Raw genomic sequence first — 25346 nt, forward strand, 5'->3', positions numbered from 1 at the left:
TAGTCTAGACTTCATGTTAACGCCTCCTAAGGTGAGTTCTGAGGGCTACAACCCAGTACATACTCATCCTAGCGGGGCGTTCGTTTTTCTGCAAACCGAATCTACTAACACCTATAGGAATGTTAACGGGTACGATAGTGGGGGAGCTGCCGCGAGGACAGCTCCTTTTTGATGCTCATTGAAGTAACTGGCAGGATAGCTTAATCTCTTCGCGAATACTTCAAGTATCGAGATTAAGTCGTTATATGCAATTTGGAAAATACTATATAAAGGTGTGTGTTTTTGAGATGAAACCAAAAAATCTTGATGATATCCTTGAAAAAGCAAATGAACTAAACTTCAAGATGTCTTGTGATATTGAAACAGGTCAATTGTTACGTGTTCTTGCTAGTTCAAAACGAAAAGGCATATTTTTAGAACTTGGAACTGGAGCTGGAGCTTCAACAACATGGATATTAGATGGAATGGATACGTCGTCTCGATTGATATCCGTTGAAATGGACGAATCAATACAGAACATCGCAAGATCCGTTATTAATGATGAGCGTGTACAGTTTGTCACGGTAGATGGTGGTATTTTTATTGAAGAAAGTAAAGGAAAGAAGTTTGATTTTATTTTTGCTGACACTTGGCCAGGTAAGTTTTATTACTTGGAGGAAACTTTGACGATGGTAACCTCTGGAGGATTTTATATAATTGATGATTTAAACCCGATAGACTCATGGACTGCAGGTCATGAAGATAAGGTTAAAAACTTGATAAGAACTATGCGAAGTTTAGAAGATTTTCAAATTGTTGAACTTAACTGGTCGACAGGATTACTCATAGCAACTAGAAAATAAGGGTAAGCGTTAAGCTAACGGGTACGATAGTTTCATAATGCTTCACTACGTAGGCTGCTGATGATTCACTCGGCAGCCTGTTGTGCTAACGGGCAGGAAAATTTAATTACACCCCGAATACTTCAGCATAAACATTTTGCGTAGTTCGATTTAATACGGCAAAACTGAGGTTCAACCGGTCCATTTGGAACATTTGGCCGTCGCGCGGTGTAACGATAAATTCGCCTTCAGTTCCAAAAATTTTTAGTGTAAAACCGGGTGTTCCACGTTTATGAACTGGGCAGAAACGAGCTGAAGCCATTTTCTGGTTGGAAATCGAGAGGTTTCCGGCCATTGTCATCAATGACATCTATGGCCTTGACCTTTATGAAGCTGGAGAAAAAAGATATCGCATTGCGGATTGATAAGGAAGTTGCCCAATTCAGTTAATCTAGACAATGTTTTGTAGAATGAAATAAAAAAAGGCGGCACTAGGGACAACTCTTTCCTAGCGCCCCTATTTTCATCTTCTTGTCTTCTTTTTTACAAAAGCGAGCTTTATCTAACTGAAACTAACTACAATCAAAATAACGGCTCTCGTTCCATCTTTAGGTCGCCGGTCGCAATGAGTGCCTCAATCAATAATAATAAATACGAAGCTGTTGGGAAGTTTCTCAAGTCCTTTTGAATAATTTCTTCAATTTTATGAACCCGATATTGGATCCCGCCAATGGAAAGCGAAAGATCTTGCATTGTTTTTTCCAGCTTTCCTCCATTTACTAGATAAATGTATAACGTATAAAGCAGTTCTTTATATTTTTCTCCCGGCTCCAGCAATAGACTGAGTTCTTTTCTTGCAATTTCTTTTAAGCTATTCATATTGGCTCCTTGCAGCAATGTGCCCAAAAATCCTATTTCATCAAATCGGATCATCTTCTGTAGTCTCGGAAAATGAAGTGCTTGTTCTGCTTGTTTTAAAAAGGCATCAAATTGGTTTAAATCATGAAACGGCTGACTAATGCCAACTTTATATTGAATATCAGGATTATTTTTCTCCGTCTGCACGAGTACAAGGTTCATCGATTTGAGAAATGAAGATACATCCTTTGCGGAAAAAACTAAAATCACGATTTCATCTCTATGCTGACTTAATAAACTTTCTATTAAGTAATACTTCAAAATTTTTGAGAACTGTAGCAATTGATCATATAAATCAATTGGTTTTAGATGGTTTTTTGGGGTTTCACATTTCATTGAAAGTGTAATAAATGGACCTCTTAATTTTGGAGAGACGTATTTTAATTGTGAGGTGATCTCCGTAATAGAGCTAATTTGTTTGTTGATTAATCGATCTAAAATTGAAATTTTTAGACGTTCTGCCGTTTCAAAGCTAATTTTTTCATTTAGAAAACACAATGCCGATGCTGTGGCTAATCTCTCTAGAAATAAATAATCATTTTCATCAGTAATTTGTGCATCCAAATAGATAAAGGAACATTTGGCAAAGAGCTTGTTTTCCAGATAGATCGGAGTAGTCATTATATAAGACTGCCCGATTTGCTCATAAGTAGTTCTGTTGCGTGTTTCTATGGTTCTATTTGTTTTTTTGTTATGTTTTATTAATTTTTGGTAAGTATTTCGTTCAGTACCGTATAGAATAATGATATTTTTATTTAAATCTTCTATTACAATGGGGATATTTAATATTTCAAACGCCGTTCTTATGACATGTTCCAAGGCTCTTTCTTGAGCAACGCAATCCGTTAATTTGTTGTGATAATTTGTGATTTTATCCAAAAGCTGATTTTTTAAAAGTAATTGATCATACGTATCTTCCAGTTCATCGAGAATGGTCTGATCGTCGTATATCGCTACATCTTCGCCCAAATTTTGCTCCCAATATTCCCTTGTATTAACCTCAAATGTACAATCGGCATCTCCTTTTGCACGACAAGTAAATTCTTTGACAAAGATATCTGCATGATAGATTTCAGACATATACCCGCTTGCATATCCGCTCAAAACATAACATGAGCATTCATCGGACAATCCATGATTCTCCAAATGTAATTTGGCTTCGAAAGAATCTATCCACTTGCCTATTGCATCTGTAAATTCTACTTTATTGTTTTCCAGAAAACGACCCTTGCCGGTTTTTTCAACAGCAGAAACATGCCCCAGTTGTATATGAATGATCGTTGACATCTCGACTAAGTATTCGTGTGATTTATTAACACTAATCATTTCCTTCGCTTTATTCGTTCCCAAATCTCTGCCAAAACGCATTAAGAAACCTTTCGCTTTATTTTTCCCAAGGTTATCGAATAACGCTTTGCGTAATAATCCGAATGAATGAGAGGTGATCACGATGTTAGAAAGACTAGGGTTGTAGATATGGTCAATTTGATTATTCATGTCATGTGCCTCCCAGAAATGATAGCGCTTACTTTTATTATAAAGCATAGGTAAATACATACAATAGAGATTATTGTAATTTTCTAATTTTACAATAAAAACCCGCATTAAATCGGGTGATAAATTTAATTATGATTGATTATAGATTTTATCGAAGCGCTTGATTTTGCGGTTGACGAGGGTCTGCAAATTCATGGCGGTTACGGTTACATGCAGGACTATGAAATAGTGACGTTGTACCGCGACGCAAGAATCAAGCACATTTTCGAAGGTACCAATGAAATCAACCGCTTGTTTATTGCGAATACTGTCGTCAAACGTCTGATGAAAGGGCAATTTGGAGATCTGCAGGAACGGATCAATAAAGTGATAGAGAAAGCCGATGCTTCATGGGATGATTCAAATTCGGAAGGCGGATTGAATCACGAAATGGCGTTTGTGGAAAGAGTGAGAGATATTTATGTGTTCACATTGGCTCATGCTATAGAAAAATACAGAAGCAATTTGGGGGAACAGCAAGAAATCAGCAGCAACCTTGCTGACATTCTCATTCAATTATTTGCCATGGAAAGTGCAGTAAAAAGTGAAATTGTCCCATTACCCCCAACAGAAGGAGGCTTAATTTGAACTTATCAGAGATCGCATCGCAAATTGAGACACTTAGACAACAACTAGTTCAAATGTATCTGGAGGGTAAATCGATGACGAGTGAGGGAATTGTAAGTTTGTCACAGGAACTTGACAATTTACTGAACGAATTTGAACGAAGGGGTTAAATCAAAATTCGATAAAGAATTTCTAAAGTGTACTTAATATTCTTTCGTCCACATACATTATTGTCTATAATTCTTAATAGGCAAAGGGAGGCGATTATGAATATGAATTGCTATTTCTGTGTTCAATGTAACCAACTTCATATTAGAGATTTACCTGGGAAAGAGACAGTCTTTAAGGAAAATGCCCTTCGAACCGCACTCGTATCTCATGCTATGTGGGTTAATAACTATTTGACTGTGCCTAAGATGATGAAGAAGTCAGTCAATCACGAGTTGTTCGTCCCCCGTAATTAAGCTATCGAAGAACGTTAGCTCCATAAACACTAGACGAGGCTGCCGGCATAAAACGGCAGCCTCGTTGAGCTAACTGGCAGGATTATATAAGAAAGATTATGAAAAAACAGGTATAAGTAGGGTATAAGTAGAGATTAAGGGGCGAGCTTTGAAACAAGAAGGGCTGGCTTCAGATTCTGTTGAGATATATTCGATACAGAGGTAACAAGCTAGTCTAATGAAAATCCTATAAATTAATACTACCCTTTCATCCTGTGAACGTTATTGGAAGGATTCGGCTTTATATGATGTTGGTTTTAGCACCTCCTTAAATAAGGACGATATTTCTCATGCCGTTTTCTCAACCCTAGTAATTGCTCACAAATTGGCTTATGAATGGCAGGTTTCTGGTCCTTCAAATTCAGAATCGGGAATTTGGGAATTTTGTGGACTAACCACTAAAACAAAAGTTACAGGTATTGAATGGATTCAGTTTAGGATAGAAACCGAACCATTATTAAACTAACGGGACAGCCTTAGTGGAGTAACAAGCTGATTTTCTATTGCCCGATGACCGCTAATGATGATTAGCGGTCGTTACAGAATCGTATATGTAATTATTACACAGGAATTGTCACTGGCGAAAACCAAGAACAGGAAGCACCTACAAAAAAATGTTGTTTTTTTACATTACGACCATATGTCCCTATTCATATTCCTTCACCCGGCATGCTTACCATGCTAATTCTCTTTACTTATGGAATTCTTTGCTCTTTTAAAAATGCCGACCATCCAAATCAGGATGGGCAAAAAAATCCCGAAGAACATCGAGTAGAAGGGCCATACCTGGAGAGCGGCCGTATATCCTGCTGTGTTGGGCCAGATGATATTCGCCATGACCAGGGCGATCAAGGACAAGGGAATTAGCAAGGGACGCGGATCCTGCAGACCGAGAACAACGGCCAGTCCCTGAACGGACACATGCAAAAACAAAGACAAGCGGTAGAAGATGGTGATGTACCACAAGACTGCGACCAATACTTCGAATCGTTCATAAAAGTCACCGATGCTAATTGTGCGGACGGCAAAGTAACTCGGGTACATTATATTCGAGACAACACCATCGCTTAGTACGGAGATCGTCAGAAGCGTCATAAGAAGAAACATACTGCCGCTCACCAAGGCGCTTTTGACAACCGCTTTTTTCCATCTGCGAGCTTGACGAATGTTTGGCACCAGGAAGAGGAACAACATCATCTCGGAGTATGGAAATATAAGCATTGTGAATGCAGCAAGAAGGACAGGATTCCATCCGTGTTCGAGGACAGGCATTAGATTGGTCACTTCCGCACTAGGAATGAGCGAGACATACCCAAACGCGAACAGCAGCATCACTAAGAAAAACAATATCTCCACCGTTCGCCCGATGACCGCAGCACCGGACCGGACAATATAGATGACAGCGGACATCATGAGAACCAGAATAGGTTCAGCAGGTGTCTCGGTAATGAAAGAGGTCGTGAGAAAGTCGCTTAGATCCCGCAGTACTATAATATAGAGGAGATAGGGGTATCCTACTATAAATCCGCACAGCAGAAGTTTGCCTCCAATCCGACCGAACAGTTCAAGAATATAGTCGCTGAAGGAGGTTTCCTCGAGTTGTTTGGCAATAGCTGTATAGAGAGGCACTAGCAGAAAAAAAGCACCGATCGCGATCAGAACGGATAACCAAGCATCCTGCTTCGCTGTGCCCGCAAGCACTCTGGGAAGCAGCAGGAATGCGCTTCCCAATTGAAAAAGAATAAACCACATCGCTGCTTGCCTTGTGGTCATCTGCTGCGTGATCATGAAAGTCCCCCTCTCTATATATAAAGCAGTCTGGTAAGAAGATGGCTTATAGGCTGAAACAGCGTCTTGATCCCGGACATGGGACTCGGTATTTCCACATGAAGCAATCGTAGTATGCCGAGTGTTAATCCAGCAGCTAGCAGAATAACGCTGGAGATAATTTCCCGGTATCGTTTCTGTATCTTCAAACTGCGATATTCCAAGAGCGCCGCAACGAGGAATAGAACCAGGATAGGAGCTAGCACTTGGTTTCCTCACTCCTTTTTCGACAGATTATTTCCGAAGGGACTGATTATTTTGCCAATCTTATTAAGCTTATAATCTATCTTAATCTCAACCGGAATTTTCTTGAATTTCTGATTCCAGTTTTCTTTCCATTGCGACCACTGACGCGGATACTTTCGATGAAAAGCTTCTCCGAATCCAAAAATATCCGAGCCCATGGATTGCGCTTCGCGGACTCCGTCCTTAAGAATCTTCATTAGACTTTTCCGGGCAGCTTCCTCCATCGCAAGAAACGTAGCCTCATTGGTCAGATCAACCGGACAGCCGATTTCTCCCAGGTTTGCATCTATTGTCGTTTCCAATTGGATACGAGGTTCTCCCCGTTGAATGGATGGAACGATCTTGACCTTGGAACGCGAGACCTCCACAACAAAATCGCCCTTTGAATGAGGGCAATTAACATTGCCGACAGTACTCGATACTTTATTGGTAATATAGTTGTATGCTTTGCTGTTCGACTCATTCAGCCACCCGACCAGTCGATCACCTCGGAAAGCGCTGACGCCAAAATATTTAAATTCCGAGAACGAAGCAGGCTGTTTTACATTTTCCGGTGTTTTGCCCTTCCTGACATCCCCGACGATCTTTCCCCAGGTCAAAACAGGCTCAACTCCGGTCTTCGTCAGCTTTTTCAGCATTTCTGTCACCTTAACGGCTGATGTAGGAGCCCACACCTTCTCGGAAACCTTTAACGTCTTGTACAAGCCGATTGAAGGAAGTATCTCGGTCGGGGTGATGAATGAAACAACATCCTTGGCTGAAGTGCCTTTAGTAACAACCATATAGAAATCTGGTCGAACCTCGTGATCGCGAAAAAGGAAATCCAGCGGCTCCTTGATACCGTTCCTTGCTGTCTGTTCGTCAAAAATGACTAACCGAATATGCGCAACATACATTTTTCGAGCTGATTTTGTTGTTATTTTCCGAAAGGCTTCAAATAAAGTCGGCGCTTTTTGGGAAAAGATAGAGACCGGTGAACGATCCGAACCACGGTTTCGGGACATTTGCGACGGCTCGGCGACTTGCACAGACACTTCATACTGACCGTCTGCCGAATCAATTCCTACTGCCAAAACAACTGCAAGCTCGTTAAGTTCTCTGCGGTTCCAGCATCCGGTCAAAATCATCGTCATAATCCCCATACAAATCAAGAGGCAGAGTGGCGATAGCAAGGAATGGGTCCGTCGGGTCCGTCTCATGGCTGTTGTCTCCGTTTTGTCTTCCGATTGCCCGAGTACCAGAAGGGAAAACGAAGGATCGCATCACTCTGTTCGTCGCGGTTGTAAGGTGCAATCGGACTCATATAGGGCATATTAAATGAACTCAAATTACATAAATGCACGATTAAAATGATGAGACCGATCGTCAGTCCGTATACCCCGAAAGTCGCAGCCAAGACCATGAATACAAAGCGGATGGTGCGGATCGGAATGGACATAGCGTAGGAGGGAATGACAAAACTCGCAATTCCCGTAATGGCAACGATAATAACCATTGCTGCAGATACTATGCTTGCTTCTACGGCAGCTTGCCCGATAACAATGGTGCCGACGATGGAAACGGCTTGTCCGACGGTGCGCGGCATCCGAATGCCGGCTTCCCTCAGTATTTCAAACGTAACTTCCATCAACATAGCTTCAACGAAAGCGGGGAATGGGATGCCTTCACGCTGAGCTGCCAGACTCAACAGTAATTGCGTTGGCAACATGTCCTGATGATAGGTCGTCAGAGCAATATAGATAGATGGTGCAAGCATGCATATAAACATGCCGATGTAACGCAGGATACGAATGAAAGAACTATAAATATAAGACTGATAGTAATCTTCAGCAGATTGAATGAAGTCGACAAAGAGTGAAGGAACCAGTAAGACAAAGGGAGTCCCATCAATGAAGATGGCAATTCTCCCATCCATGATCCCCGCTGCAATCGTATCAGGGCGGTCGGAATTGTAGAAGATAGGGAATATCGTCACTTTCTTCTTGCCGAGCAGAATCTCCTCCAGATATTCGCCTTCAAGAACACGTTCCTGATGAGCATTACTAAGCTTCTCAACCAGTTGTTGAATCAGCTCCTCATCCGCCAAATTACGGATATACATGATAGCGACATCGGTCTTGGAAAGTCTGCCGACTTTAATCGTAAAGACTTGCACGTTTAAATCCTTCACTCTGCGACGTACTAATGTGGTATTGGTACGCAATGTCTCGGTGAAGGAATTTTGCGGTCCTCTAACGACTGATTGAGTTTTCGATTCAGAGATGGCGCGGTCTTCCCAGCCCGGTAGGGAGATTATGATTCCGGAGGTGAAGCCGTCCAACAGAAGTAGCAATCCACCGGATAAGACATGTTCCAGGGAAGCTTCAATTGAAGCTACTTCACTGACTTCACCCGCATCAAGCACAGATTCCTTAATAATTTGGACCGTTATAGGACCAGCAGGGCTTCGGTCGAGAAGAGCGGAGATGACGCTGTTCTGTACCGTTTGCATATCGACCATGCCGTCCAGATAGAAAAGCGCTGCTCGATGACGATTCGCAATTGTGACCTCGCGGATAATGAAATCTGAACTCTTTCCCATGAAGGAATGGATACGTGCAATATTGTCTGGCAGATGCGAAGAAAAACCGATGTCTGGTACCCGTTCAATCATGAACACCCCTCCTTACCGCATTATTATTTCCAATGAAAGGTGGTTCAAACATAAGAGAGGTACGTTGCGCGTCCGTGGCCCCCATATACTTGGAGTTCCACCAAAGTGGACTTTTTTGTGATAGGCAATTAAAGGCGTAAATAGGAACATGCCCCATAACAAAAAAAACGCCCCCTTTTCCTACTGGGAAACGATAGGGCTGAAAAGTTTGTGTGCATGTTACTTACTTGGAGCTTTGTTAACCTTTTTCTGATCCGAGTCCCGGCTTGTAAGAGATCGGCTATACGAAGGCCCAGCGCAATGGTAGTTAAAGAGCTGTTTTGGTGCAAGGCTCTTTTAAGCAGACGATTTCGGACTTTTCCCAATGCAACAAGCCTGAATAGTGATGAAAAATATCGGCCGGTTAGAACGATATAAATCTCATTGTGTCTGCTTAAAAGCTTAGAGTAGGAAAAAACGCCAAACCAGTTCGTTCGAAGGCTTAGCGTATATTTTCGTTAAAATGTTGGCGGTACCCCAGTTAGTAATTAAATTAACGGGAAACGAGTGGTGGCCTGCTCAGTTTATTAAGCTAACGGCACCGGTGTACCGTCAGTCGCTAGACAGGTTATCTAAATATAAGTTGGGAAAAATGGTATAAATCGTTTTTCCAAACCGGCCAATAGATTTGTTCAGTTAGCAGTGATATACTTATTCTCATATTGAGCTATTTTTGAGGTGGAAATATTGTATTTGGAGATTATAGCTTGCGGGTTAACTTTGATAATATATGTAGCAGGTTTCATAGTGAATTCCAATCATGATCAGGTTTTTTCTAGATCGTCTCTTCATTTAAGATGGTGGTTAAGTTCTTTTAGTGTGGCTTCCCTCTTTTTTGCTACGATTGATATCATTTTCAGTGTTGATCACCGAACTAACTGGGTAATACCAAGCATCATATTCTCAATATTTTTTTTCTAAGATCACTGAAAAAATGACACCTAACCTAAATAATAATCGGAGGCTGCGGATTCAAGGCAGGCATCAAAGGCACATCGCAAGGCGTTTCTACAACCGCACGTTGATGAATCAAATGGGCATGAAGCCGCTCCAGCAATATTTTGAACGAAGATAATTGTAATTGAGAAAATTTTACTATGTAACAACTCCCTGCCTGATCGCTTATGGATATATCTTTTTGAATAGAAAAACTGTGATTTGGAATTTTATCGGAGGGATGTGATGATACGGCAGTTGCAGTTGCATTACTAGATATAACTGGATTTTGGGCATGCATAAACGTTCATGACTTGTTAGGACGGTTGCGGGAAGTTAACCCGTTACCGTTCTTTTTCGTATGTCACATATTTTAGCCGCATTCAACATGGGAGATTAAATGGTCTCGTCAGGCCGCTCGCCAGATACCAATACTCGATCCCGAGACATCATTTCCGACCGCAGCACGGTATTCCCGGTTCGTGAAGTGGTTGACCTCACACCTGTAAATGAACGACAAGTCGACTTAGCGTGAGACTTGAGATCAAAAAATGACAACGCTTTCTTTAAAATGTTGGCTTACGAAGCTCTCTCCCTCCGGTGTAGACTTGATATCAAGGGAGGGACATATATGGATCTTGGCACACAAATGACAAACGGTTCAGCCAATAATCAAAGTCGAACGGATTATTGGAAGCGATTCAAAAAACAAAAGGTACTTCATCTTTTCGTGGGGCTCGGAATGATTTTCCTGCTGATCTTCGCCTATTCTCCAATGTTCGGCATCGTGATGGCGTTCAAAAATTATTCCATCTCCACCGGAATAAGAGGAATCTTCACAAGCGAGTGGGTCGGCCTTAAACACTTCGACGAGTTCGTCAACGATTATCAATTCGGAACCATTGTCCGCAATACGCTGGTCTTAAGTTTTCTCAAAGTGATCTTTGCCTTTCCGGCTCCAATACTGCTGGCGATTTTGCTGAACGAAGCGAAAAATCTACGGTTCAAGAGGTTTGTCCAAACCGTCAGCTACTTGCCCCATTTTATTTCGTGGGTAGTAGTAGTAGGACTAGCTTTCGCTTTCCTGTCTGCCGATATCGGCCTTGTCAACAAGGCGCTGATGAGTCTCGGTTGGATCGACAAGCCGCTCGACATTCTTACGAACCCCGATCATTTCTGGGGGCTTGCGGTAGGAAGTGCGGTGTGGAAGGAGATGGGTTGGTGGACAATCATTTTCTTGGCCGCCATCGCGGGAATTAATCCTTCCCTGTATGAGGCCGCGCAAATCGACGGCGCAGGGAGATTGGCGCGTATTCGCCACATTACGTTGCCCGGCATGCAGGGAACGATCATCGTCGTGCTGATCTTGACGATAGGCAGCATACTGGGCGGAGGTCTGGTAGGCTCGAATTTCGAACAAGCTTTCCTGCTAGGCAACAGCATCAACAATCCAACCTCGGAAATCGTGCAAACCTACGCGTTCAAGGTGGGATTAAGGGACGGGCGCTTCTCGTATGCGGCTGCCATCGATTTGATCCAATCTGTGATCTCCGTGACGCTAATCTTCTCCAGCAACTATATCGCCAAGCGATTGTCGGGATCTAGCTTATTTTAGGAAGGGGGAGACAGGCGATGACGCTTAGCCAACGACAAAAGGATCGCATAATGGATGCAGGAGTCGCGATCGTACTGTTCATGATCATGCTGTGTATGCTTTATCCGTTTTATTACGTTCTTATTTTATCATTTAACAAGGGGACTGATTCGCTTCTCGGTGGCATTTATTTGTGGCCACGGACCTTCACATTCGAGAACTATGCCCGCTTTTTGAATGATCCTCATTGGTATCAAGCCTTTTTGGTAACCATTTCGAGAACCGTTTCAGGAACCGTGCTGGGGGTTTTGTTTACCTGTCTTGTGGCATACGGGCTCTCGCATCGCGATCTTATGTTTCGTAAATCGTATTTCACGATCGTTATTTTTGCGATGTATTTCTCGGGAGGACTTATTCCCTACTACGTGGTGCTTCGCTCACTTGGGCTTCTGAATTCATTTGGCGTATACATCATCCCATCCATGCTGAGCACATTTTTCTTGTTGATTGCCATCTCGTTTTTCCGGGAAATTCCTCAGGAACTGAAGGAATCCGCGCATATAGACGGAGCCAATGAAATCGTCATTTTTTACAGAATCATAATGCCGGTATCCATGCCCCTAATCGCGACTATGGCTCTTTTCACAGGTGTTGGTCAATGGAATTCCTGGCTGGATTCCGCTTATTTCGTACAATCGGACGAATTGAGAACGCTTGCATTCAGAATGATGGAAGTGATCAACAAGAGCAGTGCACCCGTAGATGCTCTTGCCGCAGCGAATAAAGCGGCAGCCGGTGTTACAAGCTATTCGCTTCAGGTAGCGGCAATGGTTGTCTCCATTGCACCAATTGTATGCGTATATCCATTCCTTCAAAAGTTTTTTATCCAAGGTATTATGTTGGGTTCAGTAAAAGGTTAACCGATTCGCATAATATTAAAGCGCATGCTTTGATATATAATAAAACATTCATTGGAGGGGTTACATTGAACAAATTCAGAAGCAAGAAATTTTTGTTCTTATCGCTGGCAGTTATGCTGGTGCTTAGTTTGCTGGCCGCATGCTCCCAAAATACGGCTGATCCCGGAGAAAGCAATGAACCCGGGAACGAAACGAGTTCGAACAGCGGAGAAGAAGTAAAGGAGCTTTCGTTGTTTATCGATGCTCCTTGGTATCCTGTAAAGGAATGGAAGGGTTCGGTTGCCGAGAAAATTACAGAGAAAACAGGCATCAAGCTCAAAGTTACGGTTGCAACCGACGATAAGCAACTTCCCCTCATGATCGCTTCGGGAGATCTTCCGGATCTTGTTTTCACCAACGCCAACATTGACCGGATGTCCGATTCCAAGCTCTCCTATCCGTGGAACGAGCTGATCGAGAAATATGCGCCTGAATTCAAGATCGACAATACAAGAATCGCGATCCATACGATGGATGATGGCAATTTCTATACGGTCCGTAACTCTTTTGCGACTCGGGAGGAAATGGCGCAAAATAAATATGCGATCGGCAGCGATGGCAATCCCGGGATCGCCGTGCGTGAGGATATACTGAAAGAACTCGGCAATCCGTCCATCCAGTCGCTGGACGACTTTACGAAAGTACTGGGAATGGTTAAAGAAAAGTATCCCGATATGGTACCGCTCATTATGGATAAAGATTGGATCGAGCAATACTTCATTCAGCAGATCGGCGTGGAAGCACTGATGGATGGCTGGTACGAGCAAGACGGAGAAATTGAATATGCCATTAAGCATCCGAAAATGCTCGATTACTTCAAATTTATGAATAGCTTGTATCGAAACGGTTATATTCTGGCGGAGAATTTCGCTCATGCGAATGACCAAATCGACGATCAATACGCAACAAGCGGAAAGGCATTTGCTCATAGTCATACAGTAAGCGTGGCGGATATGGATAATATCGCTGTTAAAAAAAATGGAGGAGCTTATACGTTCAAGATGCTGCCGAGCGCCTTGTCAAGCGATGCTAAGTCGGTTAGTACGGGTCTTGGCTTTGCCGGCACCTTCATCACAAAGGAAAACAAAGATCCTGAAGCTTCAATTAAGTTCATTGAGTATTTGGCTAGCGACGAGGGCAAGAAATTGACTATGTTCGGGGTTGAGGGCGAGCATTGGACTTGGAACGAAGAAGGATATCCGAATCTGAACTATGATCCGTCGGACAGCGAATTCGTGAACAGCAACGGCATTAAATGGTGGTATTTGTATAATGACGGGATCACGGAAGGCATGCTTGGATATGTTCCGGGTACGCAAAAGACGCAAGCCTTGATGGAAAGGAAAGCGATGACGATATATAAACCGGAAATTGGCTTAATCCAGACGCAGCCGGATTCGGAGGAAAAAACGATTAAAACAAAAATTGACGAAATGATCAAAAATGAAAAGGTGAAAATTTATTTGTCCAAAACAGAGGAAGAAGCAATTGCCAATTACGAAAATATGATTAAAACCGCAGAGAGCATGGGCCTGCAAAAGCTGGTGGATTGGGCAAATCAAACGTATCAGAAGAAAAAGGATTTGTTTAAGTAAGAGGGTTGTCCGGTAGAGGCTGTAATTGCTTCTCCCGGACTTTGCTTGCTCATGGTAATATAAAGACAAGACATAGCGATTAAGATCGGAGTGAGTTTGTCCCCATGAGCATTACGCGTAAAATGATTTTGGGATATATCATTCTTATTTTCATTCCGGTTCTCGGCTTCGGGTACCATTACTACACACAAACTTATGGCAATCTGACCAGGCAGTTCGTGGAAAGCCGGCAAAAGATTCTCGAGCAGGCATATGCCAACATGAAAAGCGATTTTATACGCATTCAATCGGTTCAGCGTTTGCTGCAATATAATCCTTATGTCACGGATTATCTGGATGGCGTGTACCAGACCGATGCGGATAGCGTTTATGCGCTTATTCGCTACATTCGGCCGCTGTATACGCAGTCGTTGTTCGCCAATCCTGAGATTGAATCGATTGTCATCTACAAGATGAAAAATCGCGTATTACCGGTAACGGATCTCTTCCGTGATCAATCTTTGCTAAATGCGCAAATCGAAGAGAAAGTCGAACATTTGAAACCGGGCAAAGGGTTGTGGATACGCGAAGAGCCCGAAGCGGCAAAGCCTGACTTGATCTATTATCAGCATATTTACAATACGCAATTTACGGAAAGAATCGGGCTTCTGGAGATTCGAATTCGTAATAGTCTGATTGGGAATTTTTACGCTGCGGCCGGAGTGGAAGGGAATTGGCACGCCTTCTTGTTGTCACCTGATGGTCGACCGCTTAACGAAGGCGAGGCGGCATCGGCGCTTGACGAACAGACTCTACATCGGTTGGGGCAAGACGATAGTGCATTTTTCATCAATCGAAAGTCAATCGTCAACGGAATAAATATCGATGAACTGAACGTTAGAGTCGTTGTTGCGGGACGAGCCGGCGAAGTTTTTTATTCGATCAAGCAGCGAGAACTTATTTTAGTAACATTAATCGTCCTTTTGTTGGTCGGCTTGTCCGTTGCTTATTACGCGATGGCATCGACCATAACCAAACGGATTCTGAGATTAGCCAGATTTATGCGAACGTTGAATAACGATAATTTGAGACAGCACATCATTAAGCCCGACAAGTTGGATGAAAAGGATGAAATCGGTTTTCTTACAGCCACCTACAACTCCATGGTTCAACGCGTGGACGAATTAATCAATAATGCACACCGCGCCGAGCTTCGGAATAAAGAAGCCGCTTACATGGTACTGCAGGCGCAGATCAAACCGCATTTTTTGTACAATACCCTTGAAACGATCCGAATGGTCGCCGAATCGAACAACGACAGAGAGGCCGCGGATATATCATTCTGGTTTGGGAAGCTAATGCGATACAGCCTGTCATCGAAGCAGGACGTGACGACTCTTGAGAGAGAACTTGAAATGATCACCTTCTATTTGAAAATCCACAAGATGCGCTTGCAGGCCAGGCTAACTTACGAAATTGACGTTTCAGTCGAGGCGAAGCATATTGCGTGTCCTCGCTTTATATTGCAGCCGATAGTGGAGAATAGCATCGTGCATGGCGCGTCCGCCGTTCTCCGGCCCGTTCATGTTCGGCTTCAGGTAGAAGAGACGCCTGAAGAAATCCGGATCAGGATAGAAGACAACGGCCCTGGAATTGCGTTAGATAAACTGCTCGCCATTCAAAATCAAATAACGAATGGATCAGAGCTCAGATCGGAAGGGGAAGAAAGCCGGGGTATAGGCATTTATAATGTAAGCGAGCGTATCAAATCATTTTTTCGCGGCACTTCAAGGCTAAACCTTGAAAGCAGGCAAGGGGAGGGGACCTGCGTCACTATCATCATCGATAAAGGGGAGGCGAAGAATGAAAGTATTGATCGTGGATGACGAGCCATTGATTTTGAACGGCATTGTCAAGATCGTCAACGAGTCGATGCCTCTCGGTATGGAGGTTCGAGCTGCTTCCAGCGTGCCCGAAGCGCTTGATGTGATGAAAGCCTATCTGCCGGATGTTACCGTGACGGATCTGCACATGCCCGAGAAGAACGGATTCGATTTGATTGAAGAAGCCAGAGAATCGGGATTATGCGACCGCTTCATCATTTTGACCGGATACGAATACTTTGAATATGCGCGGAGAGCGCTGCGTGCGGGGGTCGTCGACTATTTGATGAAGCCGGTCGATAGGGATGAAATCGCGGAACTGCTGAAACGCATTGCCGAGGAGCTTCCCATCGAGCGTGATTCCAGCGGCTACGCTATTCATGCCCAGCGCATCTTGGCCTACTTGGACAAGCATTATATGCAGGATCTTTCGCTGGAGCATCTTGCAGGGCTGATGGATCTACATCCGCACTATATCAGCAGATTGTTCAAGAAGGAAACGGGAGAAAACTTCGTAAACTACTTGAACGGCCTGCGAATTCGCGAAGCGAAGAAGCTGCTCAACCATCAGCAGCATCTTACGGTCAATGCAATCGGTCAGCGGGTAGGGTTCGAAAGCAATCATTACTTTTCTAAAGTATTCAAGAAATTTACGGGGGTTACCCCCGGCGCCTATCGTGAAGACCGCACTTAAACTTATACGGAATAGAGGTGTCCGGCCATGTTCACCAATTTTAAACTGGATGATGTGAAGCTGATGGATCTCTGCATTGTTCGCCGCCGGGAACTCGTTAAGCAATATGTGGCGGACTTCGATATCGACAGATTGATGCATACGTTCAGAATCAATGCGGGGATAGCTTCGAACGCAGAGCCGTTAGGCGGATGGGAGGGTGTCGGGAGCGGGAGCTCCGGGTCACTCTGAGAAGCGAGTGACCACATCCAGCCCCCTAAGCCCGTCGGGACGTCACTGCATTAGGTGTTCGGCAAGCCTCACAACTATAAGCAGCGACTCTAATTAAAACATAAGACTATTGAGCTAACGGGTACGATAGTTCCATAATGCTTCACAACGTAGGCTGATGATGATTCGCTCGGCAGCCTGTTGTGGTAATGGGCAGTCAGCAACTTTTTTATGTTTAATTCGTCTAATAACAACAGTAGCATGTCATGATGATAAGGGATGAATTTATGAAGAAGATTTTACTAATTTTTCTCATTGCTTTATTCATGAGTTTAATTACTGCTTGTAATACATCCAAAAAAATTTCAGAAGAAGAAGCAAAACAGATAGCATTAACCCGTGCTGAAGAGATAGATAAATCTCTATCAAGAACCTATATAGTCCATGAAGTATCAAAAGGCTCAGAATCTTCAAAACCTGTTTGGATGATTAATCTGATAAACGTTGACAAAACATCAGTTTCTTCTTCTCTATGGTTCTATATCGATGCAAAGACAGGCAAAATACTCATGGTAAACGGTTATTAACTGGGATAGAACCAAGGATTTTGTTAACGGGTACGATAGTTGAGCACCGACGGGTTGCCACGGGCAGCCCTTTTCTCCACTAACGAGCCGGATAGTTCAATTTGTTATTGACAATCTCGCCGACAAATGTGTATTGTTTCCTTAATATTAATTAATAGGGAGAAAACAAATGCTGATTCAAACTTTGAAGCAAATTCATCATCACAATAAGCGTTAACACATCCCTTAAATTTAGGGGTGGGTTAACGCTATTCGCGCTACCTGCCCTGCGATATAAACGCGCAGGACCAACGGGTCTAGCGCGTTTTTTATTTTTGATTCATGTTTAGTTAAAAAGGGGGAGAGATTTTTGTACATAAGATTTCATGGCAATTATTCAAGTCCTTATACAAATCAACCTTACGGCATTTTTGTGGTGATTTTTCACTTACAGCGTGATGGGAAATTATCTGATGAGGATAGTAAGCTATATGATGAAACTGTGGATTGGTTTGAAGAACATCTTCCTAACCCACCGTATTATGATGAAGGCAATACAATTAGAGCGGTCACATGGTTTAAGGAAAATAATCATTCGAGCATCATGATTAAGAAACTAACTGCATTTTTTAATATCGCAAGAAAGTATAACGTAGAAATAATAAAATCGGTTGTACACGAGCCTCCTGGTGAAATTGTTTATGAGGACGAATACCAGATAGGGGTAGTAATGGCCACTTGAACGATTATTGCTTTTTGCTGATACATTTTATTCTTAACTTTGATTAAAATCAAATTATCCATTGTATCTTTCCTGGGTAACAGATTATGCTAATAGATAAAATACGTGGAAAGTGAGTGGTGGGTATGCCATATTTCGCACTCTAGTCTGATACATGATGTATAACAATTACAGACAAGAGGAGAATCAAGATGCAAACCGAATTATCTATGATGCGCCTGGAAACAAAGCGTCTAATCATTCGTCCTTACATCGAAAGTGATTTGATGGAATCGTTTGAGCTGATGCAAAACCCAGAATTGTTCACTTATATGCATATGGGAGTCTTATCGTTCGAAGAATATAAAGGACTATTCAAGTGGCTAATCGACAGTTACAATACGCCCTTCAACATGCCATTTAAATACTCATTTGCGATTAGAAGCAAAGCAACAGGCGCTTTCATCGGATGGTGTGGTGTGGGCGTACTCGATTTAAGTGCTCCTGATAAAGAACTGTATTATTTGATTGGCCGTGACTATTGGGGTAATGGTTATGCAACTGAAGCCGCTACCGCGTTGACAGCCTATGCCTTCAATGTTATTGGATTAGACCGATTGTTCGCTAAAGCCAATTCACAGAACACTGCGTCATTAGGAGTCTTTAAGAAACTGGGCTTTGTGTTTGATCGCGAACTAATGGGTTTGACAGGTGATTACGAGGAGTGTAACGGTGAGTTATTGCATGTTCTCACAAAGGAACGGTTTCGCGAACAGGCAGAAATATAATATGAGTTTGAGTAATGTCCATCCTGCGAGGGATGGATTTTTTATGAAACTTGCCTTGAGAACAGATCATTCCGCTAACGGAGAACGATAGCTCAAAAGACACGACGGCAGAAGGCCAGACGCCGAAGGGCAGCCGCGTGGTAGCCCTTCGTTACGCTAATACGAAACTGGTAGGATAGCGCGGCGAATATCGGAATGTTAGTGATAAATCTGAATTCAAGAAAGGAACTTTAATGCGGATTAAACGAACTTTACGACTAAAGAATGCAGAAGTCTGGAAACTAGATTTGCCATTCTTCTGCTTCTTAGTAATTTTAGATTTACGCAGGCCTTCAGAACCTGGAGATTATCCCTACTTACCACCAGAAGATGTTGACGGTAGAGACAATTACATAAAAGTCTTTACTATATCGGAAGTGGACTTAAAGGAAAGTAGCCTTAAATTAGATGCAGTTTTCGATTTAGTCGAGGATTTAATTTATCATGTTGACCAAGGATTTTGTGATTGGAATGAGACAAGGATTGTTTGTAAGCAGGAAGACATTACAACAACCCTTAACGCATTATTATTAAGATACACTGGGATTGAAAATCTACCTGAAGGCAACTGGAAGAATCTATCCCAAGACTAATTCGGTTCCTTATTAAAAAGTCATGACGAAAGCGGCAGTCGATCGGCTGCCTTTTCATTACGCTCCCATGGAAGAACGCAATTACTTCCATAATCTGTGGTGTCGTGTGAGCGGCATGGATGGCTAACGGGTACGATAGTTCATATTCGAATGTATTGAAGAAATTAAGAGTGCCATTAAAACTAAGGAGTATTCAATTTGAAGAAAAATGTTATTTTTATTATTTTATCAATTATTCTAACGATTAGTGTGTATTTTAATTTCCGTTACATAAAAGATGATATTCAAGAGACTGAAAACTTTATTGCTTATTATGAAAGATACTTAACTCAAATTGAGACACTTGACAGTGGTATAAAGGGTAATTCGCCTATGTATTACTATTTAGAATCAGTTGGTAATGCCCTTGCAATGGGTTAGTTTATTCAAATTCACCCCAAGTATCGTCAAAGTGGGTATGTACAAATATATACCGATGTCCCCATTGATATGAGGTTATTGTTTGCTCGTGCATATGAATCACCAAATAGGGTACAGGAATTACAGACGTTTTATGAGATAAAAAAAATTCTATCAAACCATTTAAATGAAGATATAATCAAAGACCCAAAGCGATACCATTATGAATATCTCAATGTTCAATCTGAAATCAGAAAACAGAAACTTTTAGATGATAAGATGATGGCGACACTTCTAGGATGGTAGTGCTTGTTAAACTAATGGGTAACGATAGTTGAACGCACTAAGGGGGCAGGCTGAAACGGCAACTGCTCCCTTTTTTCATTGAACTTTTGGGCAGGTTACATAAATGGAACAATACACGGCTAAGTCATTCAGTGCAGCTATCTTGGCTTTGAAAAGATGTTATAATTGTTCAAACTAAGCTATGTTGGCTGGGGTAGCATCCAGCGGTGATTAGTGTAATGAAAAGAAGAGTTCGGAAAAGATTTCATTCAAAGCTCTTGGCGGATATCACCTACGAAATCAGTGTGGCACCTGAGTGGAGAGCGAATCTGTGCAAGTTACCTCTTCGAACGAAATTAGACATCAATCGTTTTTCGATTAAGGGATTGAGTACTTTTTTAATAAAGGAAATTAGAAATAAGAACTTAAGGTATCTTGTCTCAGTTGTGCCACATTCAGAAACAAAGGGTTGGCAAGACTGGGATCCCTCACTGATTTATTTTAAGTTTGAAGCTCGAGAATTTCCTAGTGTTAATTCATTTTCAGCAAATTCACTTAAGAATTCGTTCAACTACCAGAAAGAACGGATTAACTTTCATGCTCTGTAGTGCAGCATAAGAGATGCATGGATAGCTAAAGGAGAACGATAGGTGAACAATGACAAGAAGGCAGTCGGTTGGATTCAGCTACCTTTCAGGAGAGTCAGATATTAGATGATTTTCATTGAGGGGGCGGAGGCTTGAACAAGTTTATATTCCATATAGTTACAAGTGTCATTTGTATTTTAATACCCGTAGCCGGCCTTGTATATGGTTTGTGGGATAGTCATCAACCTAAAATAGGACCAGTGGGAGATGGAAAACCAAAGTACCCCACGATACCTCAATTGATACCGATTATATCTTGTTTTCTTCTTGGAGTTGGGAATTTACCTCTTGCTATGCGATACAGACAAAATATAAAGACTCAAAAAGACAGAAAGATATAAGACAGGTATATTTATTTGTACGCTAACGTGGAACGATAGTTAAAAGAATAACAAACTTGAGGAGACATGCATGAACTATTCGAAGCGTTATATATGGATTGAAGCTGAAGAATGGCTAGTAGGCTCATGGGATTGTTATGATGTAAATTCCGATGTAATTGTTGTCTTTCCGGATCGATCCAAATGGGTTGCGAGCGTATTCACCTACAAAAATATCGAGACATTAAGGCAAAAAAACATTAAAACCGGTGAATGGATGGAGGGTTCATTTTTTTGGTCCAGTGATATGGTGCTGATTGACTTTATAAACAGGGAGAGAGTTGAACAGCTAATTAACCATCTGATCAAAGAGGATGAATTTCAATCAGTTTTTACGCGCTATCCTGATGTAGATATGGAAAATGACGAACACTATCCAGGGATTTTTTGGGGATCATTAAGCTAACACGTACGATAGTGGAGCAAGCTGCCGCGGTGCAGATGCTCCATTTTTTCACTCAACTAACTTGCAGATTAGTTAAAATAAGTTTTAAAGTAATTTCCATTGCTTTAAAAAGAACAAATTAATCTTTTTCTCCGTCTAAAATAAAACGACTACTAAGAAGGGAAGTGGTGAAGTATGAGGATTTTTTTGCAACTCTGTTGTATATCTATTTCCCTATTGATGGTTTTGAGTGCCTGTGGCAATCGCAACATTTCTGCCGAAGATGTTCAAAAAGCTCTGCAACACCAAGGTTTGGAAGTCACCAAGATAAACCTGGGTACCGCGGAGCAGTACGAAGGCTCTTCTTTGCAGCTTAACGGAGTATTTCCTGAAGCCTTCGAGCTTGCACTCCCTGCGGCAGATATGGCGAATCGTGAGTTTGTTTTCATTTATGAATATTCCTCGGAGGAAGAATGTAAGTCAGCCAACCAATCGGGTGGAATATCATCATTGCGAATGGTTGACTTGCATCCCAACATCCGCCAAAAGAAAAATGTCGTAGTTATCTACTGGTCACATAACAAAGAAAACCCACTCATGATAAACCAGTTCACTAAGGCGATGGACGAATTTTAAGCACTTCGAGACACTTGAATGATTGAGTTAACGGGTACGATAGCAGAATAAAATCATGACGGCAGCCGGCCAGTGATCGGTTGCCGTTTCTAAACTAAAGGGCAGAAGAGCCTAATGGAAATTTCTAGATGGGGTACCGCCAACAAAACACAGATCGTACGCTAAGGGATTTCCAAACATTTCAATATAACCAAACAGCCCGCTTAATGATCTAATCTATATATTGAAGGTCACAAGGAGGACGAACGATGTGCAAATGGAACAAGATGTGAGGCTGGCTCGGCAAGGAGACCGTGAAGCTTTTGCCCGCCTCATAAAGAATATGGAACTGAATCTATACGGTGTAGCCCGCTCAATCGTCAAAAGGGATGAGGATTGCGCCGACGCCATTCAAGAAGCGATCTTGAAAGCGTACATTGGGCTTCATGCTTTGAAAGAGCCGACTTACTTTAAAACGTGGATGTTCCGTATTCTCATTAACGAGTGCAATAAGATTTTGAAGAGACAGAAAGCTAACATGTTGGTTGAAGAACTTCCAACCGTATCATCCTCTGTCTCCGAATATGAAACGGTTGATCTTAAGGAAGCCGTTGACAGGCTTGATGAAACGTTGAGGACCGTCATTATCTTGTATTACTTCGAGGATATGTCTTTGAAACAGATTTCCGAAATTCTGGAAACTTCGGAAGGAGCCGTGAAAACCCGGCTGCACCGCGCCCGGCAAACGTTGGCCAGATGGCTTGAAAACTCCACGGAAAGGAAGATTGGCTATGAACCGTGTTAATTTAGAGACGGAGATAAAACAAATGATTGAAAATTATCCTACTGAACTTCCTGACATGGTTAGAGATCGTATCGACAATACTTTAACTTCTTTACCCACAATGCCTTCCAAGCGTACAAAAGGCTTGGCTCGAAAAATGACATTAGCTTCTGCTGCCGCGGCAATCTTAGGTATTAGTTTAATTGGATCCGGTTTTGTCTCTCCAGCCATAGCCCAAGCACTAAAACAAATTCCACTGATCGAATCCGTATTTAAAATTGCTGGTGACTTGGGGCTGCAAGCTGCAGTGGAGAATAAACTGATTACCCCAATTAATCAAAGTGTTACACTCAACGGTGTTACCCTTAGAATTTCAGAAGTTTTTTATGACGGTTCTCGTCTAACGATTGGCATTGTTCAGCATTCGCCCAATGGAATTAAAGAGATTTTAGAAGTGGAACCGGTCATTAATGGGAATGGATGGAATTTCTCAGCAACTAGTTCTGATATAGAAAATTTGACTGATAAGAAAACGGCTGTCAGCCTTGTTCAATTTATGCCTCTTATGCCTGGAGAGAAACTTCCAGACTCATTTGATCTAAAGCTTCTTGTATTCCTCAAGGGCATGGAACACGAAAGATTTGTATTTGAATTCCCCGTAAGAAAGTCATCCTCCGAAAACCGCGTAATCACGCCGATGATGAGCAAAACTTACGGGGATATGAAAATCACTGTACAAAAAATACGCCTTACTCCAAACACAACACACTTGGTAACGAATGTGATCATTCCTGCCGGGAAGGAGTCGGAAGCTCCGCGGTATACTATGTTTGACAACAAGGGAACTATGTTGCAACTACTTGCTGAAAATGGAAGCGGAGAGAAAATGAATAACCGTGTGCATTTGACTTCCGAAACTGAGTTCATCCCGTTCAAAACCATCCCTTCATCCATAACGATAAAACCTTATGTGGATGAGTCAAGTTTTAAAGTAACTGAAACTTCAGCGGTTCTGAGAGATTTGCCATCACCAGAACATCCGATTGTGCTCCAACAAGGAGAAGCTGGCCGCTTGGAGATTACACAAGTGGAGAAACTTACGGACAAGACTGTAGTACACTTTAGAACGTTCGGAGATAACCCGTACAGGCAAGCAGTTCTTTCGATCATGGGCGAGGAAGGTAATACAAGAATCCCCTCTGACACATTCCGGATCGAAGATCCAGAGAAATACGAATTTATCGTGGAGTTTCCCGCAATGAAGCCTGATCGGAAAATCACTTTCGTTACTAATAAATATCCGAAAACCAATTACATTAAAGAACTGGAAATGACGATACCTATTAGCAAGTAGGTTCCTAAGAGAAGCATTGGCTTGAACGATCTGCGAGAAGTTCACGGTGCCGGTGAACAAATAGCCGCGCATTCGGAAACCTGCGAGCGTAATCGAATGGGTAACTGACCGGAATCAGATGCAGTGTCGTCGTTTCTAACGAGGAACGTTCAATGAAGGACTCTATACAAACGATGAAGGAGCTGTCGCGGCAGCTCCTTCTACATCTTCACAAAATTAAGAAATTTTGTACATATGTACTGCTGAGCGTTAAACTAACGGGCAGTTTTGCTCAACAGCCTATATACTCAACTCAGGGGTTTAATAACTCAACTTTCGGTTTAGTTATACGATTACACCTCCATAAACATTAAAATATAGATGGGATATAATTATCGTATCAATAAATGGAGGTGCTTTAATAGTGCATATGGATGCCAGTAATATTGGTGACAGAATCAACCATCTTCGTCGAAATAAAAATATGACACAAGAGCAATTAGGTTTGGTTCTTAATGTTTCTCCTCAAGCAGTGTCCAAATGGGAAAAGGAGACACGTTCCCCGATATCTCTCTTATAACGGCAATAGCAGACGTTTTTGACTGTACAACTGATTTTTTGTTTGGAAGATCTAATAATTTGCAATCGTTGTTACCTCAAATAAGAGTGGAACTCCGAAAGATTACCCAAGAGCAAAAAATAAATTTTCTAGGCGAGGTAATTGCTGCAACATCATTCAATGATCCGCCAATAGTAAAAAATCCCCAACTAACTCATATTCAGTTAGGTCCAACCGGAATGGGGTTGTGGGCAAAAGATAGACTTATTTGTATCGCAACGTCACAATTTCT

25 protein-coding genes and 1 pseudogene are annotated in these 25346 nt (G+C 42.2%); 20 read left to right on the forward strand and 6 right to left on the reverse strand.

Going from position 1 to position 25346, the window contains the following annotated elements:
- Window positions 1–287: 287 nt before the first annotated feature.
- Entirely contained in the window at window positions 288–842 is a 555-nt protein-coding gene (locus DFP97_RS28680; RefSeq protein WP_114384089.1) for an O-methyltransferase, read from the forward strand.
- 106 nt (window positions 843–948) lie between these two features.
- Here DFP97_RS28680 and DFP97_RS30485 read toward each other — a convergent pair whose 3' ends face one another.
- Both DFP97_RS30485 and DFP97_RS28685 read right to left on the reverse strand, forming a co-directional pair.
- The gene (locus DFP97_RS30485; protein WP_147275109.1) at window positions 949–1182 is read right to left on the reverse strand and encodes a hypothetical protein; all 234 of its coding nucleotides are present in this window, start codon (window positions 1180–1182) and stop codon (window positions 949–951) included.
- A gap of 221 nt (window positions 1183–1403) precedes the next feature.
- On the reverse strand, window positions 1404–3236 hold the full coding sequence (locus tag DFP97_RS28685; protein WP_181873718.1) for a V4R domain-containing protein: 1833 nt from the start codon (window positions 3234–3236) through the stop codon (window positions 1404–1406).
- Window positions 3237–3371: 135 nt separating this feature from the next.
- Between DFP97_RS28685 and DFP97_RS28690 the strand changes: the two genes are divergently transcribed.
- Both DFP97_RS28690 and DFP97_RS32380 read left to right on the forward strand, forming a co-directional pair.
- Window positions 3372–3863, forward strand: coding sequence for an acyl-CoA dehydrogenase family protein (locus DFP97_RS28690; RefSeq protein WP_114384091.1), 492 nt, complete (start codon window positions 3372–3374; stop codon window positions 3861–3863).
- Entirely contained in the window at window positions 3860–4012 is a 153-nt protein-coding gene (locus DFP97_RS32380; protein ID WP_114384092.1) for an aspartyl-phosphate phosphatase Spo0E family protein, read from the forward strand. The genes DFP97_RS28690 and DFP97_RS32380 overlap by 4 nt, the downstream gene beginning before the upstream one ends.
- Window positions 4013–5026: 1014 nt before the next feature.
- Here DFP97_RS32380 and DFP97_RS28705 read toward each other — a convergent pair.
- The 4 genes from DFP97_RS28705 to DFP97_RS28720 are packed head-to-tail and all read right to left on the reverse strand — an operon-like array spanning window position 5027 to window position 9071.
- Entirely contained in the window at window positions 5027–6133 is a 1107-nt protein-coding gene (locus DFP97_RS28705; protein WP_114384094.1) for a GerAB/ArcD/ProY family transporter, read from the reverse strand.
- A gap of 14 nt (window positions 6134–6147) precedes the next feature.
- Window positions 6148–6378: a hypothetical protein gene (locus tag DFP97_RS28710; RefSeq protein WP_114384095.1), complete on the reverse strand. Its 231-nt coding sequence runs from the start codon at window positions 6376–6378 to the stop codon at window positions 6148–6150.
- Window positions 6379–6387: 9 nt separating this feature from the next.
- Window positions 6388–7617, reverse strand: a complete 1230-nt coding sequence (locus tag DFP97_RS28715) for a Ger(x)C family spore germination protein (protein WP_114384096.1) — start codon at window positions 7615–7617, stop codon at window positions 6388–6390.
- A complete protein-coding gene (locus DFP97_RS28720) occupies window positions 7614–9071 on the reverse strand; it encodes a spore germination protein (RefSeq protein WP_114384097.1) in 1458 nt (485 codons plus the stop codon). The genes DFP97_RS28715 and DFP97_RS28720 overlap by 4 nt, the downstream gene beginning before the upstream one ends.
- A 1606-nt stretch (window positions 9072–10677) precedes the next feature.
- Here DFP97_RS28720 and DFP97_RS28725 point away from each other — a divergent pair.
- The 17 genes and pseudogenes from DFP97_RS28725 to DFP97_RS28815 form a co-directional block, all read left to right on the forward strand.
- Window positions 10678–11661 (forward strand): ABC transporter permease, encoded by a 984-nt coding sequence (locus tag DFP97_RS28725; protein ID WP_114384098.1) that lies wholly within the window; start codon window positions 10678–10680, stop codon window positions 11659–11661.
- A gap of 17 nt (window positions 11662–11678) precedes the next feature.
- On the forward strand, window positions 11679–12560 hold the full coding sequence (locus DFP97_RS28730; protein WP_114384099.1) for a carbohydrate ABC transporter permease: 882 nt from the start codon (window positions 11679–11681) through the stop codon (window positions 12558–12560).
- A gap of 65 nt (window positions 12561–12625) precedes the next feature.
- Complete coding sequence (locus tag DFP97_RS28735; protein WP_114384100.1) at window positions 12626–14194, forward strand: extracellular solute-binding protein; 1569 nt, start codon at window positions 12626–12628, stop codon at window positions 14192–14194.
- A 104-nt stretch (window positions 14195–14298) separates the two neighbouring features.
- Window positions 14299–16059 (forward strand): sensor histidine kinase, encoded by a 1761-nt coding sequence (locus tag DFP97_RS28740; RefSeq protein ID WP_114384101.1) that lies wholly within the window; start codon window positions 14299–14301, stop codon window positions 16057–16059.
- Window positions 16037–16750, forward strand: coding sequence for a response regulator transcription factor (locus DFP97_RS28745; protein WP_114384102.1), 714 nt, complete (start codon window positions 16037–16039; stop codon window positions 16748–16750). Before DFP97_RS28740 ends, DFP97_RS28745 begins: the two co-directional genes overlap by 23 nt.
- 27 nt (window positions 16751–16777) lie before the next feature.
- The gene (locus tag DFP97_RS28750; RefSeq protein ID WP_114384103.1) at window positions 16778–16981 is read left to right on the forward strand and encodes a beta-L-arabinofuranosidase domain-containing protein; all 204 of its coding nucleotides are present in this window, start codon (window positions 16778–16780) and stop codon (window positions 16979–16981) included.
- A 266-nt stretch (window positions 16982–17247) separates the two neighbouring features.
- Complete coding sequence (locus DFP97_RS28755) at window positions 17248–17547, forward strand: PepSY domain-containing protein (RefSeq protein WP_056636509.1); 300 nt, start codon at window positions 17248–17250, stop codon at window positions 17545–17547.
- Window positions 17548–17896: 349 nt separating this feature from the next.
- Window positions 17897–18268, forward strand: a complete 372-nt coding sequence (locus tag DFP97_RS28760) for a hypothetical protein (RefSeq protein WP_114384104.1) — start codon at window positions 17897–17899, stop codon at window positions 18266–18268.
- A 191-nt stretch (window positions 18269–18459) separates the two neighbouring features.
- Entirely contained in the window at window positions 18460–19035 is a 576-nt protein-coding gene (locus DFP97_RS28765; protein WP_114384105.1) for a GNAT family N-acetyltransferase, read from the forward strand.
- Between the two features lie 233 nt (window positions 19036–19268).
- Window positions 19269–19667 (forward strand): hypothetical protein, encoded by a 399-nt coding sequence (locus DFP97_RS28770; RefSeq protein ID WP_114384106.1) that lies wholly within the window; start codon window positions 19269–19271, stop codon window positions 19665–19667.
- A gap of 198 nt (window positions 19668–19865) precedes the next feature.
- Window positions 19866–20087 carry a hypothetical protein gene (locus tag DFP97_RS28775; RefSeq protein ID WP_114384107.1) on the forward strand — a complete coding sequence of 74 codons (222 nt, stop codon included), beginning with the start codon at window positions 19866–19868 and terminating at the stop codon, window positions 20085–20087.
- Between the two features lie 1322 nt (window positions 20088–21409).
- A complete protein-coding gene (locus tag DFP97_RS28795) occupies window positions 21410–21784 on the forward strand; it encodes a hypothetical protein (RefSeq protein WP_114384111.1) in 375 nt (124 codons plus the stop codon).
- Between the two features lie 174 nt (window positions 21785–21958).
- Window positions 21959–22399, forward strand: coding sequence for a hypothetical protein (locus DFP97_RS28800; protein WP_114384112.1), 441 nt, complete (start codon window positions 21959–21961; stop codon window positions 22397–22399).
- Between the two features lie 250 nt (window positions 22400–22649).
- Window positions 22650–23183 carry a sigma-70 family RNA polymerase sigma factor gene (locus DFP97_RS28805; protein ID WP_425453567.1) on the forward strand — a complete coding sequence of 178 codons (534 nt, stop codon included), beginning with the start codon at window positions 22650–22652 and terminating at the stop codon, window positions 23181–23183.
- Complete coding sequence (locus DFP97_RS28810; protein WP_114384113.1) at window positions 23170–24516, forward strand: DUF4179 domain-containing protein; 1347 nt, start codon at window positions 23170–23172, stop codon at window positions 24514–24516. The genes DFP97_RS28805 and DFP97_RS28810 overlap by 14 nt, the downstream gene beginning before the upstream one ends.
- A gap of 463 nt (window positions 24517–24979) precedes the next feature.
- Window positions 24980–25075: a helix-turn-helix domain-containing protein gene (locus DFP97_RS32385; RefSeq protein WP_425453568.1), complete on the forward strand. Its 96-nt coding sequence runs from the start codon at window positions 24980–24982 to the stop codon at window positions 25073–25075.
- Window positions 25036–25346, forward strand: a pseudogene (locus DFP97_RS28815) (helix-turn-helix domain-containing protein); the annotation flags it as partial. The gene DFP97_RS32385 and the pseudogene DFP97_RS28815, both read left to right, overlap by 40 nt.

Source organism: Paenibacillus prosopidis (genome assembly GCF_003337375.1).
In the GTDB taxonomy this organism is placed as follows: Bacteria; Bacillota; Bacilli; order Paenibacillales; family Paenibacillaceae; genus Pristimantibacillus; species Pristimantibacillus prosopidis.

Excerpts from the sequence above, each read along its gene's own strand:
- DFP97_RS28680 (WP_114384089.1), top strand. The coding sequence starts at position 288 with ATGAAACCAAAAAATCTTGATGATATCCTTGAAAAAGCAAATGAACTA.
- DFP97_RS30485 (WP_147275109.1), bottom strand. The coding sequence starts at position 1,182 with ATGACAATGGCCGGAAACCTCTCGATTTCCAACCAGAAAATGGCTTCA.
- DFP97_RS28685 (WP_181873718.1), bottom strand. The coding sequence starts at position 3,236 with ATGAATAATCAAATTGACCATATCTACAACCCTAGTCTTTCTAACATC.
- DFP97_RS28705 (WP_114384094.1), bottom strand. The coding sequence starts at position 6,133 with ATGATCACGCAGCAGATGACCACAAGGCAAGCAGCGATGTGGTTTATT.
- DFP97_RS28715 (WP_114384096.1), bottom strand. The coding sequence starts at position 7,617 with ATGAGACGGACCCGACGGACCCATTCCTTGCTATCGCCACTCTGCCTC.
- DFP97_RS28720 (WP_114384097.1), bottom strand. The coding sequence starts at position 9,071 with ATGATTGAACGGGTACCAGACATCGGTTTTTCTTCGCATCTGCCAGAC.
- DFP97_RS28725 (WP_114384098.1), top strand. The coding sequence starts at position 10,678 with ATGGATCTTGGCACACAAATGACAAACGGTTCAGCCAATAATCAAAGT.
- DFP97_RS28730 (WP_114384099.1), top strand. The coding sequence starts at position 11,679 with ATGACGCTTAGCCAACGACAAAAGGATCGCATAATGGATGCAGGAGTC.
- DFP97_RS28740 (WP_114384101.1), top strand. The coding sequence starts at position 14,299 with ATGAGCATTACGCGTAAAATGATTTTGGGATATATCATTCTTATTTTC.
- DFP97_RS28745 (WP_114384102.1), top strand. The coding sequence starts at position 16,037 with ATGAAAGTATTGATCGTGGATGACGAGCCATTGATTTTGAACGGCATT.
- DFP97_RS28750 (WP_114384103.1), top strand. The coding sequence starts at position 16,778 with ATGTTCACCAATTTTAAACTGGATGATGTGAAGCTGATGGATCTCTGC.
- DFP97_RS28755 (WP_056636509.1), top strand. The coding sequence starts at position 17,248 with ATGAAGAAGATTTTACTAATTTTTCTCATTGCTTTATTCATGAGTTTA.
- DFP97_RS28765 (WP_114384105.1), top strand. The coding sequence starts at position 18,460 with ATGCAAACCGAATTATCTATGATGCGCCTGGAAACAAAGCGTCTAATC.
- DFP97_RS28770 (WP_114384106.1), top strand. The coding sequence starts at position 19,269 with ATGCGGATTAAACGAACTTTACGACTAAAGAATGCAGAAGTCTGGAAA.
- DFP97_RS28795 (WP_114384111.1), top strand. The coding sequence starts at position 21,410 with ATGAACTATTCGAAGCGTTATATATGGATTGAAGCTGAAGAATGGCTA.
- DFP97_RS28800 (WP_114384112.1), top strand. The coding sequence starts at position 21,959 with ATGAGGATTTTTTTGCAACTCTGTTGTATATCTATTTCCCTATTGATG.
- DFP97_RS28810 (WP_114384113.1), top strand. The coding sequence starts at position 23,170 with ATGAACCGTGTTAATTTAGAGACGGAGATAAAACAAATGATTGAAAAT.
- DFP97_RS32385 (WP_425453568.1), top strand. The coding sequence starts at position 24,980 with ATGACACAAGAGCAATTAGGTTTGGTTCTTAATGTTTCTCCTCAAGCA.